We start from the raw sequence: 16,290 nt of genomic DNA, 5'->3' as shown, positions 1-16,290 counted from the left end.
CCGGGTGAGGGGGTAGAAATCTTTCCGTCGAGGCAAGCCAATATCGTATCAAGGACCGCTCGACGTTCGGCCAGAACTTCATGGTTCCAGAACCGAAGAACGGAATAGCCATAGCCATTCAGCCAAGCAGTTCTCGCCGTATCGGTTGGAGAATCCGCATGCTGACTGCCGTCGACTTCAACAATCAGACCCTTCTCGCGACAAACGAAGTCCGCGATGAAAAGGCCAAGGGGCACCTGCCTCACAAATTTGTAGCCGTTGAGATGACGTCCTCTCAGTTCCCCCCAAAGCCGGTACTCAGCCTCGGTCTCGTCAAACCGGAGCTTTCGGGCACGAGCGGTTGCCCCAACATTTCTTTTAGTTGGATCTGTTAGCGCCGCCCCCTCACCCGACCTCCGCTTCGCTCCGGCCACCCTCTCCCCGTCGGGGAGAGGAGGACCCTCATCCCGCTCAATCATCATAGCTGTGCCCTGCCCTCAGCCCGTCGCGCACCCGTGCCGCGATGGCCAGGAACTCCGGCGTCTCGCGGATATCGAGCGGCCGCTTCTTCGGCAGCGTCGATTCTATGACATCGCTGACACGCCCCGGGCGCGGCGACATGACGATGATGCGCGTCGACAGATAGACCGCCTCGGGGATCGAATGGGTGACGAAGCAGATGGTCTTGTTGGTCCGCTCCCAAAGCTCCAGCAGTTGTTCGTTGAGGTGGTCGCGCACGATCTCGTCCAGCGCGCCGAACGGTTCGTCCATCAACAAAAGGTCGGCATCGAAGGCGAGCGCCCGTGCGATCGAGGCGCGCTGCTGCATGCCGCCCGAAAGCTGCCAAGGGTATTTCTTCTCGAAGCCGCTGAGGTTGACGAGGTCGAGGGTTCGCTTGATGCGCGCCGCCTGCTCCGCCCTGGACAGGCCCATGATCTCCAGCGGCAGCGCCACATTGCGCTCGATCGTGCGCCACGGATAAAGTGCGGCCGCCTGGAAGACATAGCCATAGGCGCGGCGCTGGCGCGCCTGCTCGGGCGTCATGCCGTTGACGGAAATGGCTCCCGATGTCGGCTTCTCCAGATCGGCGATGACGCGCAGCAAGGTCGTCTTGCCGCAGCCGGAGGGCCCGATGAAGGACACGAATTCGCCCTTGCCGATGGTCAGGTCGACATTCGACAGCGCCTGCACCGGACCGTCATTGGTCTGGAAGGTCAGGCCAAGCTTGCTTGCCGAAACAACGGCTGGCGATGCTCCCGTCATCGGCCGTAGCCTGTCGCTTCCGGCCACTGCGGCGCCGGCCGGAATCCGATTGATTTTACCCCGATGTTGCTTTCCACTCGCCCAGTCCTACTCGCCCCAGTTCTACGTGCCGCAGTTCTACGTGCCCTTGTCCCATCAGATAGACGCCCGGAGTTGCCCCGATGTCGCCCAAACCGACGTGCCATCTTATCCGCCCTGAAAGCTCTTATGAAGGCAAGCAGGGCCTGAGCTATTTCGCCGGTATCGCCGCCGAAAGCGTCGGCTCTTCCGGCATCTGCATGCATCTGCTGACCATGCCTCCGGGCGCCCGCGCCAAGGCGCATATGCACGAAAACCATGAAACCGCGATCTATGTGCTCTCCGGCGAAGTCCATACCTGGTATGGCGACCGGCTCGAACAGCATATCGTGGTCAAGGCCGGCGATCTTTTCTATATTCCCCCCGGTGTGCCGCATCTGCCGGCCAATCTGAGCGACAGCCCCGCCTCGGCGGTTATTGCCCGCACCGATCCCAACGAACAGGAAAGCGTCGTCCTGCTGCCGGAACTGGACGGGTTGGTCGCCTGAGGACTGGGTCGAGGCGGCGGCCGTCATCGGCACCGTCACGAACATGATTTCAGCGGCCCCATCTCCTCAAGGCCGGGAATGGTCACGAAGAAACCGTCCCCTCCTTTGTTGATGACCTTGACGACATCCGTGGTCGTCCCCTTCTCGCCCTCGGCGAAACAGGTGGAGCTCAACAACTGGGTGCCAGGCGTCGTCGTCAATGGCTGTGCGAACTCGCAGCCGCTGCCATAGGTTTCGACGCCCTCGGCGGTCAGCACGACATAATCGTCGCTGTCCTGATAACCGAGCCGTACACCAGCGCAGCCGACCTCATTGCCAAAGGAGCCGGCAAGGACGTCCGCCGCCGGCCCGGCGGCAAGGATCACCGCGGCCATTGAGATGATCGCTCCGTGGCTCGCCAAGCTCAAACGCCCGTCGCCGGGATGCCTGTACGCTCCACCTTGCGCGGCGCGGAAATTTCCTTCCAGGTCGACAGTGCCCGGTTGACCGCCGCGTTCGGCTCGCGAGCGACGAATTCGCCATGGCCGGGCTTTGCCTTAACCTCGTTTTCCTCGATCGACAGTTCGCCGCGCGAGAAGACGAAGCGCGGCAGGCCGGTTACCTCAAAACCTTCGAAGACGTTGTAGTCGATCACCGACTGCTGCTTCTTGGCCGTGATCTTCTTCTTGCGCTTCGGGTCCCAGACGAGAATGTCGGCGTCCGCGCCTTCGACGATGGCGCCCTTCTTCGGATACATGTTCAGTATCTTGGCGATGTTGGTCGAGGTCACCGCGACGAACTCGTTCATCGTCAGCCGGCCGGTGTTGACGCCGGTCGTCCACAGCACTGGCAAACGATCCTCGAGCCCGCCCGTGCCATTCGGGATCTTGGTGAAGTCGCCGACTCCGTTGCGCTTCTGCTTGGTGGTGAAGGCACAATGGTCGGTCGCCACCACTTGCAGCGACCCGGACTGCAGGCCCGCCCACAGCGAATCCTGATGCCATTTGTTGCGGAAGGGCGGGCTCATGACGCGGCGCGCCGCATGGTCCCAGTCCTTGTTGAAATATTCGCTCTCGTCCAGCGTCAGGTGCTGGACCAGCGGCTCGCCGAACACCCGCATGCCTTTCTGGCGCGCCCGGCGGATGGCTTCGTGCGCCTGCTCGCAGGAGACATGCACGACATAGAGCGGCACGCCGGCCATGTCGGCGATCATGATGGCGCGGTTGGTCGCCTCGCCTTCCACTTCCGGCGGGCGTGAATAGGCGTGCCCTTCGGGGCCATTGTTGCCCGCCGCCAGCAGCTTCTGCGATAGCGCCGCCACCACGTCGCCATTCTCGGCATGGACCAGCGGCAGCGCGCCAAGATCGGCGCAGCGCTGGAACGACGAATACAGCTCGTCGTCGTCGACCATCAGCGCGCCCTTGTAGGCCATGAAATGCTTGAACGAGGTAATGCCCCTATCGACGACGGTGGCCATCTCGTCGAACACCTGCTTGCCCCACCATGTGATCGCCATGTGGAAGGAATAGTCGCAGGACGCCTTCGAAGTCTTGTTGTCCCACATCTGCAGGGCCTCGAGCAGCGATTGCCGCGGCGCCGGCAGGCAGAAGTCGACAACCATCGTCGTGCCGCCGGCAAGCGCGGCGCGCGTGCCGGATTCGAAATCGTCGGCCGAATAGGTGCCCATGAACGGCATTTCGAGATGGGTATGCGGGTCGATGCCGCCCGGCATCACATAGCAGCCGCTGGCGTCGAACTCATGGTCGCCATGCAGGTCCGGCCCGATGCCGACGATCTTGCCGTGCCTGAACAGCACGTCGGCCTTCCACGTCCGGTCCGCGGTGACGATGGTGCCATTCTTGATGACTTTGGACATTTTCTTGTTCCCCTATATGTCCGCGTTGGCAAGCTTAAGCTTTCTTCGATCTGGCGGTTCCCGCGTCCTGACCGCTCAAAATTTCCCAGGCGGAACCGAATTGTGGCCGATGCTTGCCGATGTCTGACATGGTTTGGTCAAGCGATTGCAGGATCCCGTCAAGCTCAATCCAAAGATCCTGGTTTCCATCCAGAACTCCGGAGAAATCTTGAGGCAGTTCATAAGTAGATCGCCATCGTGGAACGTCACTGCGATCAACGGGTTTTCAGTCAGTATGGATATCGCTTTGGGGACCACATATTCCAGCCCGAATCCTTGGCTGACCAGCAGCCTTATTTGCTCCCCCCTAAGGTTCCGCAGCGGCGTTGCCAACGCGATGCTGCATTGTTCGACGAGAGAGGTTTGAAATGGAGGCTGATCTGCCTTCCAGCCCAGAAGCACGTTGAGCGTCCGATCCTCGTCAAGATTGCGACGCGGCTTCATTCGACAATCACCGCCGTATCGACCACCGCGTGGAACAGCACATCGGCGCCGGCCGTTGCCCATTCCTTGGTGATCTCCTCGGCCTCGTTGTGGCTGAGCCCGTCGACGCAGGGACACATCACCATCGCCGTCGGTGCGACGCGGTTGATCCAGCAGGCGTCATGGCCGGCGCCGGAGACGATATTGCGGTGCGTATATCCCAGGCGCTCCGCCGCATCCCGCACCGCCTTGACGCAGCCCGCGTCGAAAGTGACCGGATCGAAATGGCCGACCTGCTCGATTTGATATTTAATGTCGAGCGCGTCGCAGATCGTGTCGATGCCTTCCCGGATGCGGCCGTCCATGGCGTCCAGCACTTCCTTTTCCGGTGAGCGGATGTCGATGGTGAAGACGGTGCGACCGGCGATGATGTTGCGCGAGTTCGGATAGACCTCCATATGGCCGACCGCGCCAACGGCGTCCGGCTGGTAGTCCATGGCGATCTCGTGCACCAACTCGATCACCCGCGCCATGCCGAGCCCGGCATTGCGCCGCTTCGGCATCGGCGTCGAGCCGGTATGCGCCTCCCTGCCGGTCAGCGTCACCTGCAGCCATTTCAGTCCCTGGCCATGGGTGACGACGCCAATGTCGATGCCCTCGTCCTCGAGGATCGGGCCCTGCTCGATATGCAATTCGAAGAAGGCGTGGATCTTGCGCTCACCGACTTTCTCGGTGCCCTTCCAGCCGATCCGTTCGAGCTCCTCGCCGAATTTCTTGCCGTCCTTGTCGACATGCGAATAGATTTCGGCCTGATCGAGCACGCCGGCGAATACCCCGGACGCCATCATCGCCGGCGCAAAGCGCGCGCCTTCCTCGTTGGTCCAGTTGGTGACGACGATCGGGTGCTTGGTCTTGATGCCGAGATCGTCGAGCGAGCGCACAACCTCCAGGCCGCCGAGCACGCCGAGCACGCCGTCATACTTGCCGCCGGTCGGCTGCGTATCGAGATGGCTGCCGACATACACCGGCGGCAGGCTGGGGTCGGTGCCTTCGCGACGGGCAAACATCGTGCCCATCTCGTCGACGCCCATTTCGAGCCCCGCCTCATCGCACCAGCGCTTGAACAGGTGCCGCCCTTCGCCATCCTCGTTGGTAACGGTCTGGCGATTATTGCCGCCGGCAATGCCGGGGCCGATCTTCGCCATCTCCATTATCGAATCCCACAAACGGTCTGAATTGATTCGCAGATTCTCGCCGGGGGCGGCCATTCAAGTTCCTCTCATTTACTCACATTAGGACGACGGTTCCCGTCGTCGCCCTACATGTTGGGGAGCATCTAGTCCACCGCCCTCAGCACTTCGCGCACATGGTCGATCAATTCGTTGATCTGGCCCTTGGTAATGATGAGCGGTGGCGACAGAGCGATGATGTCGCCGGTGGTGCGGATCAGCGCACCGCGCTCGAACGCCTTGACGAAAGCCGAGAAGGCGCGCTTCGTCGGCTGGCCTGCGATCGGCGCCAGCTCGATCGCGCCGATCAGGCCGATGTTGCGGATGTCGATGACGTTCGGTTCGCCCTTTAGCGAGTGCAGCGCGTCCTCCCAGTACGGCGCCAGTTCCTCGCCGCGCGTCAGCAGCCCCTCTTCCTTGTAGGTGTCGAGTGTGCCCAGCGCCGCCGCGCAGGCGATCGGATTGCCCGAATAGGTGTAGCCGTGGAAGAACTCAATCATATGCTCGGGCCCGGTCATGAAGGCGTCGTGGATTTCCTTCTTGACGAACACCGCGCCCATCGGGATGACGCCATTGGAGACGCCCTTGGCCGTCGTCATGATATCCGGGGTGACACCGAAATAGTCGGCGGCAAACGGCGTGCCGAGGCGGCCAAAACCGGTGATGACCTCGTCGAAGATCAGCAAGATGCCGTGCTTGGTGCAGATCTCGCGCAGCTTCTGCAGATAGCCCTTCGGCGGCAGGATGACGCCGGTGGAACCGGCAACCGGTTCGACGATGACTGCGGCGATGGTCGACGCGTCGTGCAGGGCGACGATGCGTTCCAGCTCGTTGGCCAGTTCCGCGCCGTGCTCGGGCACGCCTTTCGTGAAGGAGTTCTTTTCCGGCAAATGCGTGTGTGGCATGTGATCTACGCCGCCGAGCAGCGTGCCAAACATCTTGCGGTTGGTGACGATGCCGCCGACCGAGATGCCGCCGAAATTGACGCCGTGATAGCCGCGCTCGCGGCCGATCAGCCGGGTGCGCGAGCCCTCGCCTTTTACGCGGTGATAGGCGATCGCCATCTTCAGCGCCGTCTCGACTGATTCCGAGCCGGAATTGGTGAAGAACACATGGTCCATGCCCTTCGGGGCGATGTCGACCAGGCGATTGGCCAGCTCGAACACGATCGGGTGGCCCATCTGGAAGGCCGGCGCATAGTCGAGCTCTGCCGCTTGGCTCTGGATCGCCTCGGTGATCTTCGGGCGGCAGTGGCCGGCATTGACGCACCACAGGCCGGCGGTGCCGTCGAGAACCTTGCGCCCGTCGCTGGTCGTGTAATGCATGTCCTTGGCCGACACCATCATGCGCGGCGCCTGCTTGAACTGCCGGTTTGCCGTGAACGGCATCCAGAATGCGCTGAGATCGTTCGGCGTGACTTTCAGCCGGTTGGACATGACCAAGACTTCCCCTTGTAACCTGTTTCGGTGCGGCTAACGCTTGGTCTTTCCAACACTTGGTCTTTGCTGCGTTTTCGTGCTACGCAAATTTTTGACCGGTTGGACAAACGTTAGCACCGCCTTATCAGCGGTCAAGGGATTACTAGCGGAAATGCGGCTTTCGAAGTGCGCTCCACAGGGCGGGGAAAAACTGGTCCAGAGAATTGGTCCAGACGCTCCTCACAGCGAAGGTTGTTCGAGGTGACGGGGGCGGTCGAAAGCTCCGCTCCACGCCGCACCCGCATCCAGCTGGAAAAGCGCGAGCTCATTCTGGAGGCGGCGCTCGAAGTCTTCTCCACCAACGGTTTTCGCGGTTCGACCATCGACCAGATCGCCGAAGCCGCCGGCATGTCGAAGCCGAACCTGCTCTATTATTTCCGCCGCAAGGAGGACATCCACGAGACGCTGATGCAACGGCTTCTCGACACCTGGCTGGCGCCGCTGCGCGAACTCGACGACATTGGCGATCCGCTGACCGAACTGCGCAACTACATCAGGCGCAAGCTCGAAATGGCGCGCGATTTCCCGCGCGAGAGCCGGCTATTCGCTAATGAGATCCTGCAGGGCGCGCCGCGCATCATGCCGATGCTGGAAGGTGAGTTGAAGACGCTGGTCGACGAGAAAGCCAACGTCATCAAGGGCTGGATGCGCGCCGGCAAGATTGCCCGCACCGACCCCTGGCACCTGATCTTCTCGATCTGGGCGACGACGCAGCATTATGCCGATTTCGACGTCCAGGTCCGCGCCGTGCTCGGCCCCGACCGCGGCGGCGACGGCCGCTTCGAGGATGCCGCAAGGTTTCTCGAGCAACTGTTCATCGACGGGCTGAAGCCGAAAGACTAGCCTTGATGGTTCACGCGCTGCGCCGCGCGGCCGGCAGCGCATCGAGCAGCTTCTGCAGCTTGGCGATCGAGTTCTGCTCGGCGAGCGGCGTGTAGACGATCAGCTTCATGTCCGAGCCGTCGTCGATCGACAGGCTCATATGTTCGAACGCCATGGCGCCCGCTATCGGATGCCTGACATGCTTCACACCCGATAGGTTGCGGGCCACATCGCGCAGCGGCCACCAGGCGCGGAACTCCGGGCTTGAATGCGTCATCAGCGCAATCAACCGCTCGAAATCCGGATCGCCGACATACTTCGCGCTTTCCGCCCGGAATGACGCCAGCACGGCGCGCGCCAGTTCCTCCCAGTCGACGAGCAGGCGCCGATGCTGCGGGCTGGTGAAAACCATATGGACGATGTTGCGGGCATCGCCCTCCAGCAGGCCATAATCGCCGAACACGGCTGCCGCCGCCGGGTTCCAGGCCAGCACATCCCAGCGCCGCCCGACGACATAGGCCGGCTGCAGGACCAGGCTCTGCAGCATGTGCAGCAAGGGGCCGTCGATCATTTCCGGCGCGTCGACGCGACGCTCCGGCTGCGGCCGGCCGGCGAGAATAAACAGATGCCGTTGCTCAGCCGCGTCCAGGCGCAGCGCCTGGCTGAGTGCGGTCAGCACTTCCACCGACGGCCGAACGTCGCGGCCCTGCTCCAGCCAGGTGTACCAGGTCGTGCCGACGCCGGCGATCATCGCCACCTCCTCGCGCCGCAGCCCGGGCGTGCGCCGGCGTAAGCCGGTCGAGATGCCGGTGGCCGAAGGCGTCAGCCTTTCGCGCCGCGAACGCAGGAAGGCGCCGAGCTCGCGGCGGCGGCTGTCTTCGGCGGAATGCGCGGTGGAATCCATGGCCGCTATTATAGCAGTACCGATACCAGGATAAAGTTTGAACTGTTTGGCAAGTGGCTGGTGCCCCATCTTTCCGCTCAGAGCGATGAGATGGAGGCTCTGAACATGGAACTGAAAGACAAGACAATCCTCATCACCGGTTCGACCGACGGCGTCGGCCGCGTCGTCGCGCAAAGGCTCGGCGCCGGCGGCGCCCGCATCCTGGTGCATGGCCGCGACGCGACCAGGGGCAAGGCGGTCGTGGCCGAGATCGAAGCCACCGGCGGCGAGGCCGAGCTGCTCGTCGCCGATCTCTCCTCCTTGGCGGAAGTCCGCCGCCTCGCCGAGGCCGTGCGCACAAGGACCAAGCGGCTCGAAGTCCTCATCAACAATGCCGGCGTCGGCACCGCCGGCCCCAACGCGAAACGGCAGGTCAGCGCCGACGGCTACGAGTTGCGCTTTGCCGTCAATTATCTCGCCGGCTTCCTGCTCACCACGGAGCTGCTGCCGCTGCTCAAGGCCAGCGCGCCGGCGCGCATTGTCAACGTCGCCTCGGCCGGCCAGCAGGCGATCGATTTCGACGACGTCATGCTGACCCGCTCCTATGACGGCGTCCGTGCCTACTGCCAGAGCAAGCTGGCGCAGATCATGTTCACCATCGATCTGGCGGAGCAGCTGAACGGCATCGGCGTCACGGTCAACAGCCTGCATCCGGCAAGCTACATGAACACCACGATGGTGCGGCAGGCGGGCGTCACACCCTGGAGCTCGGTCGAAACCGGCGCCGAAGCCATCATCAACCTCGCCGCATCGCCGGCCCTGGAAGGGCGGAGCGGCCTCTATTTCGACGGCCAAAAAGAATCCCGCGCCGATGCGCAAGCCTATGACGCTAAGACACGACGTCGATTGCGGGAATTGAGCCTCGGTCTTGTCGGGCTCGCACCGGCTTCCGCAACATCGAAGAGAGAAAATTCATGATCGAGAAAGCGCAACACGCTGTGGTCGTCGGCGGCTCCTCCGGCATCGGCCTCGCCACCGCGAAAAAACTGCTTGGCCCGGGCATGAAGGTGACGATCACCGGGCGCAGCCGGGAACGGCTCGACAACGCATGGCAAAGCCTTGGCGGTGCCGTCGGAAAAGCTGCCTTCGATGCCGCGAAGCCGGACGAGGTTCGCCGGTTTTTCAGCGATCTCGGCCCTTTCGATCACCTGGTGCTGGCCGCGAGCGGCGGCAAGGGGCTCGGCCCGTTCGAAACGCTTGACCTGACCGACATCGGCGGCGGCGTCGACGAGAAGGTCCGGCCGCAGCTCTCCTGCCTGCAGGCCGCCTTGCCGACGCTGAACAAGAGCGGCTCGGTGACTTTCATCTCGGCGGTGTCGGCGCAATTGTCGGCGCCGGGTGTCGCCGGCATCGCCGCCGTCAACGGCATGCTGCTGACCGTAGTGCCGATCCTGGCAATGGAGCTGAAGCCGTTACGCGTCAATGTCGTGGCGCCGGGCGTCATTGACACGCCCTGGTGGGATTTTTTGCCTGATGAACAGCGCCATGCGGTGTTTGCCGATTATGCAGGCAAGACGCCGGTCGGCCGCATCGGCCGCGCCGAGGACGTTGCTGAGGCGATCGCGTTCCTGGTTTCGAACAGCTTCGTCACCGGCCAGATCCTGACCTGCGACGGCGGCTTGCGGTATGCGGCGTAACGCGGCTACATCTACGCGGCAATCGCTTTCAAAGCGACTGCGCGATCAGCGCCAGAAATCCTCCGGTCAGCGCGACGTTGCCGACAAAGCCATTGATGCGGGACGCGCGCTCGGGACCCTGATGATCCCAGAAATTATGGAACATCGGCGTAGCAACGACAAGGAACAACACCAGGCACAGAGCGGCGGCAGCGGTCCAGATGCCCGCGATCACCAGTGCTCCGGTGACGGTCTGCAGGACGATCCCCAGCCAGAGCACCAGCCGCGCCTGCGGCACGCCGCGCGTCGTCATCAATTGGGTCAGGAACGCCGCGTTCTGGATGTTGCGCAGGCCGGCAAAGACAAAGGCGCCGCCGAGCAGCAGGCGGGCCGCGAATAGAATCTCACTATCAAAGCTTGAAAACATGCTGTTGGTCCTTGGGCAGAAAAGAGGCGCGCGACGCAGGCCGCGCGCCTGGTCCATGCTCAAGCGGCCATGACCGCCGGCATCGGATGGATTGCATGGAACGGAACGCAAAGTCGGTTCCAGGTGTTGATCATGCCGAGTGCAACCGACAGCTTGACCGACTCCTGCTCCGAAAAATGCTCGAGCGTCCTTGCGTAGAGTTCGTCCGAAACACCGTTGTCGGCGATCCTGGTCAGCGCGTCGGTCCAGGCAAAGGCTGCGCGTTCGCGCTCTGAAAATAGCGGCGATTCCTTCCAGGCGGAGACGAGATAGAGCCGCTGCTCGCTCTCGCCGTCGTGGCGCGCCTCGCGGCTGTGCATCTCGACGCAATACGAGCAGCCGTTGATCTGCGACGCCCTGAGCTTGATCAGATGCAACAGGCTTTTTTCGAGCCCGCATTCGTCGACTGCCTTGTTGAGCACCGACACCGCCTTCATGATCTCCGGCGCCGCGCCGAAAAATTGCAGCCTCTCTTTCATCGTTTTTAGCCTTTCATGCTTGCTTGGTTGAACTTGATTTCTGCGGACGCTGACGGCGCTCGACGAAGGCGCAGTTGGCGGCGACCGAACGGGGATCGGCATCGGCCGTGTATTCTGCAACGATGTCGGACAGCCGGGCGTCGGCGAGCGCTGCGCGGTAGGCACGCTCGGCCTTCAGCATCGCCAACTTGATGCCGCAGGGTTTGACATAAACCGAGGCATCGAGCCTGGCGGGGCCGCGCTGGCGGATTTCGGCGCAGCGAAAGGCCGGTTCTCGCCCTTCGACGGCCAACACGATATCGAGCAGCGTAATGCGTTCCGCCGGCCGCGCCAGCCGGTAGCCGCCGGACGGCCCCGGAACCGATTCCAGAATGCCCGACACCGTCAGCATGTTGAGATGCTTGAGGAGATAGCTCGGCGACAGCCCGAACGCTTCCGCCATGGCAGCACCCGGCATGGTCGCGGCGCCATCAACGCCAGCAAGCATCGCGGCGCAGTGGATGGCCGCTTCGACGCCCTCACCCAGCTTCATTTCGCTCTCCTAGTCATGGATATAGATTATCGTGGATAATCTTTGTCCGCAATAGGGAAAAAAAAAGCGGCGCCCGTGAACGCCGATTTTTTTCGCAATGCTATTCCGCCGCCACCTTGGCCATCGGGTTGTTCGGATGCGTCGTCCAGTTGGCGTAGATCGGTGACACCGGCTTGCCGGTGCGCTGGTCCATCACGCCGACCGCCAGCGGCTCCATGGTGATGCAGTTCTCGACCGGGCAGACATTGACGCAGAGATTGCAGCCGACGCATTCGGCCTCGATCACCTCGAAATGCCTGACGCCGTCCACCATGCTGGTGATCGCCTGGTGCGAGGTGTCCTCGCAGGCGATGTGGCAGCGGCCGCATTTGATACAGGCGTCCTGGTCGATATGCGCCTTGGCGATATAGTTGAGGTTGAGATACTGCCAGTCGGTGACGTTGGGCGTGGCGCGGCCGACGATGTCGTCGAGCGAGGCATGGCCCTTCTCGTCCATCCAGTTTTCCAGGCCGGCGATCATCTCCTGCACGATCTTGAAGCCATAGGTCATTGCCGCCGTGCACACCTGCACATTGCCGGCGCCGAGCGCCATGAACTCGGCGGCGTCGCGCCAGGTGGTGATGCCGCCGATACCGGAGATCGGCAGGCCATGCGTTTCCGGGTCGCGCGCGATCTCGGCCACCATGTTCATCGCGATCGGCTTCACCGCCGGACCGCAATAGCCGCCATGCGAACCCTTACCGTCGATCGTCGGCTCCGGTGCGAAATTGTCGAGATTGACGCCGGTGATCGAATTGATGGTGTTGATCAGCGACACCGCGTCGGTGCCGCCGGCAAGGGCAGCGCGTGCCGGCTTGCGTATGTCGGTGATGTTGGGCGTCAGCTTGGTGATGACCGGCATGCGGGTGTTGGCCTTGCACCAGCGCACCACCATTTCGATGTATTCCGGCACCTGGCCGACCGCCGCACCCATGCCGCGTTCCGACATGCCGTGCGGGCAGCCGAAATTGAGCTCGATACCATCAGCGCCGGTCTCCTCGACCACCGGCAGGATAGCCTTCCAGGCATGCTCCTCGCACGGCACCATCAGCGAGACGACGATCGCCCGGTCGGGCCAATCCATCTTGACCTGCTTGATCTCGCGCAAATTGACCTGCAGGTCACGATCGGTGATCAGCTCGATATTGTTCAGGCCAAGCAGGCGACGATCGGCGCCCCAGATCGCGCCGTAGCGCGGGCCATTAACGTTGACCACCGGCGGACCCTCTTCGCCGAGCGTCTTCCAGACAACGCCGCCCCAGCCCGCCTTGAAGGCGCGGATGACGTTGTAGGCCTTGTCGGTCGGCGGCGCCGAGGCCAGCCAGAACGGGTTCGGCGATTTGATGCCGACGAAATTATTGCGGATGTCTGCCATGCTCATGCCCTCCCGTTCGAGGCAAGTGCCCGATGAATGCTTTCCGCCGCGTCGCGGCCTTGCGCGACGGCCGAGACGGTCAGGTCGTCGCCGCCAAAGATGCAGTCGCCGCCGGCCCAGACGTTTGGCAGCGAGGTGCGGCCTTCGGCGTCGACCTTGATGCGGCCGGCTTCCAGGTCAAGCAAAGCCCCGCTGCCGTTGAGCGCAGCCGGGACAAAACTCTGGCCGATCGCCTTGAACACCTGGTCGGCGGTCAGTGTCAGCCGCTCGCCGGTGCCGACGAGCCGGTCGCCGTCCATCGCGGTGTATTCGAGCTCGATCGCCGACACCTTGCCGCCATCGGCAATGACCCGCTTCGGCTGCAGCCAGTGCCGGATGATGACGCCGTTGGCAGCGGCCAGGTCCTGCTCGAATTCGGAGGCGTTCATGTGCTCCGGGCCGCGCCGATAGCAGATCGTCACCTCTTCGGCCCCGAGCAGCTTCGATTGCACCGCCGCGTCGATCGCCGTCATGCCGCCGCCGATGACGACAACACGCCGGCCGACCGGCAGGCTGGCCAGATCACTGGCCTGACGGAGCTCGGCAATGAACTCGACAGCATTGGTGACGCCTTGCGCCTCCTCGCCATCCGCTCGCAAGGCATTGACGCCGGCAAGCCCCATGCCGAGGAACACCGCGTCGTAATTCCGGGTCAGGTCCGACAGCTGGTAATCACGGCCGAGCGCCTTGCCGTTCTGGATGTCGATGCCGCCGATCGACGTGACATAGTCCACCTCGGCTTGGGCGAAATTGTCGACGCTCTTATAGGCCGCGATACCGTATTCATTAAGGCCGCCGGCCTTCGGGCGGGCTTCCAGGATGGTCACGTCGTGGCCGTAGCGGGCGAGCCGATGCGCGGCCGCTAGCCCGGCCGGACCGGCGCCGACCACGGCGACGGTCTTGCCGGTCGGTTCGGGGCGCTTGTAGAACTGCTTGTTTTCGGCCATGGCGACATCGGTGGCGTAGCGCTGCAGGCGACCAATCTGCACCGGCTTGCCTTCGGCCACTTCGCGCACGCAGACCTCTTCGCACAGCGTTTCGGTCGGGCAGACGCGGGCGCACATGCCGCCCAAAATGTTCTGTTCGAAAATCGTCTTGGCCGAGCCGATCGGATTGCCCGTCGAAATCTGGCGGATGAACAGCGGGATGTCGATCGAGGTCGGGCATGCATTCATGCACGGCGCGTCATAGCAGAAATAGCAGCGGTCGGATTCGACCAGCGCCTCGTGATGATCGAGCGGCGGATGCAGGTCGGCAAAATTGTCGGCATATTGTTCCGGCGAAAGCCGCCCGCCGGCAATGCCTTGCTTGAACTGGCCTTCTGCCATCGTCAGTTCCCCATGTTCTTGTTTTGGGGAAGGCTAGCACGTTTTATTTTTTTATCAATTGGTCAATTTTCGGCCAAGCGACTGAAAAGCTTCAACAAACATGATTGTAATAATCATGTTTTTCCAAACGGCCATATACGTCACGAAGCAGGTACGGAACCGCATTCAGGAGCGTTGCCATGGATCAACCTGATCTCGTCGCACAGCGCGACAAGTTCGGAAGTGAGCGACATCCGGCGCATGGATCAACAACCCCTCGTTGACTGCAAGCAAAGTCGAAAACCACAGGGCGCGCAACCCGGTAACATTTCCGGTTTGCCGTCATCTTTTTTGGTTGGCTGTCGGATTTTCGTCGTGAAGATCGTCCTAGAATGGATCGCGCATGATCGAAAAACCGCAAGGAGCACGACAATGCCACAGTCCCCCATGCCCTTCTTCTGGTACGAGCTGATGACCACCGATCTCGACGCCGCCGAGGCGTTCTACACCGCCGTGGTAGGCTGGCGGGGGCAGCCTTTCGACGGGGCGCCGGGCATGCCGCGCTATATCGTCATGAATGTCGGCGAGCGCGGCGTCGGCGGGCTGATGACGCTGCCCGATGACGCGCGCAAGATGGGAATGCCGCCGGCCTGGATCGGTTATATCCTCACCAGGGATGTCGATGCCGCAACGGCCTCCCTCAAGAAGGCTGGTGGCGCGGTTCACCGCGAGCCAGACGACATTCCGGGCGTTGGCCGCTTCGCCGTCGTTGCCGATCCGCAAGGCGCGATGTTCAACTTCCTGCAGCCCAGCGGTCCCGACCAGCCGCCGCTACCATTGGCGACACCCGGCAACATCGGCTGGCATGAGCTCTACACATCAGACTGGAAGGCGGCGTCCGATTTCTATTCCAGTCAGTTCGGCTGGGAGAGGGGCGACGCCATGGATATGGGTCCGATGGGCGTCTACCAGCTTTTCGCCTTCGGCGGCGAGCCCGTTGGCGGCATAATGAACAAGCCCGAGCAGATCCCGATGCCGGTCTGGCAGTTCTATTTCAACGTGCCCGGCATCGACGCGGCAGCCAAGCGCGTCACCGACAATGGCGGCAAGATCCTGATGGGTCCGATGGAGGTCCCCGGCGGCAGCTGGATCGTGCAGTGCACAGACCCGCAAGGCGCCCATTTCGCGCTAATGGCACCGGTGCGGTAGCAACGTCTCGTCGCGATTGGCGAAACCGGCAGCAAAAACCGATCTCCCCCCTCGTGGGGGAGATGTCCGGCAGGACAGAGAGGGGCGCTGTCCCTCCAACCTTACGCTCTTTGAGAACTATTCCGGCGTCAGCACGGAAACTTTGAGATCGGGCTTCTTGGCGCCGCTGAGCTGGATGGTCGCCGGGCCGGCGGCTAGCTTGAAGCGCACGCTCTTGCGGATCCCCGGACAGGTTTTTATACCACTGAAAGCCGCCGACTTCACGGCTTTACCGTCCTGAACGACATCGATCCAAGCCTCATCAGACAGGCTGATCTGGAGCTCTCCCTCCGGGGGCACGGCCACGCTCGCCATCGCGCCGAATGTACCGGCTGCCGGCGCGCGTTCCGGCGGAACGGTGAAGCTGATCGTGCCGACCGGCGCCAACGCCACATCTGCAGCCTCGCCGACCGAAAGGTCAGCGCCGGACTGCGCGGCGGGCGCCGCCGCAAACAGGGCCTCCTCGCGCGTCACCGGCCATTTGAAGGCAGCACAGCCGGCATCGTCGGCCGTGGCGACGCTGGTGCCTGCAAGGATGGCGAATAGGCTGACGACGACTTTTCTCATGGCAAACGGAACCCACATGGTTTGG

At 62.6% G+C, this 16,290-nt stretch carries 19 protein-coding genes; 5 read left to right on the top strand and 14 right to left on the bottom strand.

The window, feature by feature from the left end:
- Together NKJ93_RS15340 and NKJ93_RS15335 are read right to left on the bottom strand one after the other, a co-directional pair.
- On the bottom strand, positions 1-458 hold a 458-nt coding region (locus NKJ93_RS15340), incomplete at its 3' end, for an endonuclease domain-containing protein (RefSeq protein ID WP_502904387.1).
- Positions 451-1,242, bottom strand: a complete 792-nt coding sequence (locus tag NKJ93_RS15335; protein ID WP_023720849.1) for an ABC transporter ATP-binding protein — start codon at positions 1,240-1,242, stop codon at positions 451-453. The genes NKJ93_RS15340 and NKJ93_RS15335, both read right to left, overlap by 8 nt.
- 161 nt (positions 1,243-1,403) lie before the next feature.
- Between NKJ93_RS15335 and NKJ93_RS15330 the strand changes: the two genes are divergently transcribed.
- A complete protein-coding gene (locus NKJ93_RS15330; protein WP_352482950.1) occupies positions 1,404-1,808 on the top strand; it encodes a cupin domain-containing protein in 405 nt (134 codons plus the stop codon).
- A 35-nt stretch (positions 1,809-1,843) separates the two neighbouring features.
- On the opposite strand, the gene NKJ93_RS15325 is transcribed toward NKJ93_RS15330, so the two are convergent.
- The 5 genes from NKJ93_RS15325 to aptA all read right to left on the bottom strand — a co-directional run bounded on the left by NKJ93_RS15325 (position 1,844) and on the right by aptA (position 6,790).
- Positions 1,844-2,182, bottom strand: a complete 339-nt coding sequence (locus tag NKJ93_RS15325; protein ID WP_352482948.1) for a hypothetical protein — start codon at positions 2,180-2,182, stop codon at positions 1,844-1,846.
- 29 nt (positions 2,183-2,211) lie between these two features.
- Positions 2,212-3,663, bottom strand: a complete 1,452-nt coding sequence (hydA, locus tag NKJ93_RS15320; protein ID WP_352589985.1) for a dihydropyrimidinase — start codon at positions 3,661-3,663, stop codon at positions 2,212-2,214.
- A 75-nt stretch (positions 3,664-3,738) separates the two neighbouring features.
- On the bottom strand, positions 3,739-4,146 hold the full coding sequence (locus NKJ93_RS15315) for a contact-dependent growth inhibition system immunity protein (protein ID WP_352589982.1): 408 nt from the start codon (positions 4,144-4,146) through the stop codon (positions 3,739-3,741).
- Positions 4,143-5,393: a Zn-dependent hydrolase gene (locus tag NKJ93_RS15310; RefSeq protein WP_352589979.1), complete on the bottom strand. Its 1,251-nt coding sequence runs from the start codon at positions 5,391-5,393 to the stop codon at positions 4,143-4,145. Before NKJ93_RS15310 ends, NKJ93_RS15315 begins: the two co-directional genes overlap by 4 nt.
- Before the next feature lie 68 nt (positions 5,394-5,461).
- Positions 5,462-6,790 carry an omega-aminotransferase AptA gene (gene aptA / locus NKJ93_RS15305; RefSeq protein WP_352465212.1) on the bottom strand — a complete coding sequence of 443 codons (1,329 nt, stop codon included), beginning with the start codon at positions 6,788-6,790 and terminating at the stop codon, positions 5,462-5,464.
- 243 nt (positions 6,791-7,033) lie between these two features.
- Here aptA and NKJ93_RS15300 point away from each other — a divergent pair, with 243 nt between their 5' ends.
- Positions 7,034-7,675, top strand: coding sequence for a TetR family transcriptional regulator C-terminal domain-containing protein (locus tag NKJ93_RS15300; RefSeq protein ID WP_352482943.1), 642 nt, complete (start codon positions 7,034-7,036; stop codon positions 7,673-7,675).
- A 10-nt stretch (positions 7,676-7,685) separates the two neighbouring features.
- On the opposite strand, the gene NKJ93_RS15295 is transcribed toward NKJ93_RS15300, so the two are convergent.
- Positions 7,686-8,558 (bottom strand): helix-turn-helix transcriptional regulator, encoded by an 873-nt coding sequence (locus NKJ93_RS15295; RefSeq protein ID WP_352589976.1) that lies wholly within the window; start codon positions 8,556-8,558, stop codon positions 7,686-7,688.
- Positions 8,559-8,663: 105 nt separating this feature from the next.
- On the opposite strand from NKJ93_RS15295, the gene NKJ93_RS15290 reads away from it, so the two are divergent.
- Positions 8,664-9,515: an SDR family NAD(P)-dependent oxidoreductase gene (locus NKJ93_RS15290; RefSeq protein WP_352589974.1), complete on the top strand. Its 852-nt coding sequence runs from the start codon at positions 8,664-8,666 to the stop codon at positions 9,513-9,515.
- Positions 9,512-10,234, top strand: a complete 723-nt coding sequence (locus NKJ93_RS15285) for an SDR family oxidoreductase (protein WP_352589971.1) — start codon at positions 9,512-9,514, stop codon at positions 10,232-10,234. Before NKJ93_RS15290 ends, NKJ93_RS15285 begins: the two co-directional genes overlap by 4 nt.
- Before the next feature lie 28 nt (positions 10,235-10,262).
- Here NKJ93_RS15285 and NKJ93_RS15280 read toward each other — a convergent pair whose 3' ends face one another.
- From NKJ93_RS15280 to NKJ93_RS15260, 5 genes are all read right to left on the bottom strand, one after another.
- Entirely contained in the window at positions 10,263-10,640 is a 378-nt protein-coding gene (locus tag NKJ93_RS15280; protein WP_023720860.1) for a DoxX family protein, read from the bottom strand.
- A 59-nt stretch (positions 10,641-10,699) separates the two neighbouring features.
- Positions 10,700-11,158 (bottom strand): carboxymuconolactone decarboxylase family protein, encoded by a 459-nt coding sequence (locus NKJ93_RS15275; RefSeq protein ID WP_352589968.1) that lies wholly within the window; start codon positions 11,156-11,158, stop codon positions 10,700-10,702.
- Between the two features lie 13 nt (positions 11,159-11,171).
- Positions 11,172-11,690: an RrF2 family transcriptional regulator gene (locus NKJ93_RS15270; RefSeq protein ID WP_352589965.1), complete on the bottom strand. Its 519-nt coding sequence runs from the start codon at positions 11,688-11,690 to the stop codon at positions 11,172-11,174.
- Positions 11,691-11,790: 100 nt separating this feature from the next.
- Positions 11,791-13,104, bottom strand: a complete 1,314-nt coding sequence (preA, locus tag NKJ93_RS15265) for an NAD-dependent dihydropyrimidine dehydrogenase subunit PreA (protein WP_352495148.1) — start codon at positions 13,102-13,104, stop codon at positions 11,791-11,793.
- A 2-nt stretch (positions 13,105-13,106) separates the two neighbouring features.
- Positions 13,107-14,471, bottom strand: a complete 1,365-nt coding sequence (locus NKJ93_RS15260) for an NAD(P)-dependent oxidoreductase (RefSeq protein WP_352589962.1) — start codon at positions 14,469-14,471, stop codon at positions 13,107-13,109.
- Between the two features lie 411 nt (positions 14,472-14,882).
- On the opposite strand from NKJ93_RS15260, the gene NKJ93_RS15255 reads away from it, so the two are divergent.
- Positions 14,883-15,659, top strand: coding sequence for a VOC family protein (locus tag NKJ93_RS15255; RefSeq protein WP_352589960.1), 777 nt, complete (start codon positions 14,883-14,885; stop codon positions 15,657-15,659).
- A gap of 117 nt (positions 15,660-15,776) precedes the next feature.
- Here NKJ93_RS15255 and NKJ93_RS15250 read toward each other — a convergent pair whose 3' ends face one another.
- Positions 15,777-16,283, bottom strand: coding sequence for a hypothetical protein (locus NKJ93_RS15250; RefSeq protein ID WP_031194518.1), 507 nt, complete (start codon positions 16,281-16,283; stop codon positions 15,777-15,779).
- Positions 16,284-16,290: the final 7 nt, after the last annotated feature.

Source organism: Mesorhizobium sp. M0028 (assembly GCF_040323855.1).
GTDB lineage: Bacteria > Pseudomonadota > Alphaproteobacteria > Rhizobiales > Rhizobiaceae > Mesorhizobium.
This window is presented reverse-complemented; position numbering and strand designations above follow the sequence as displayed.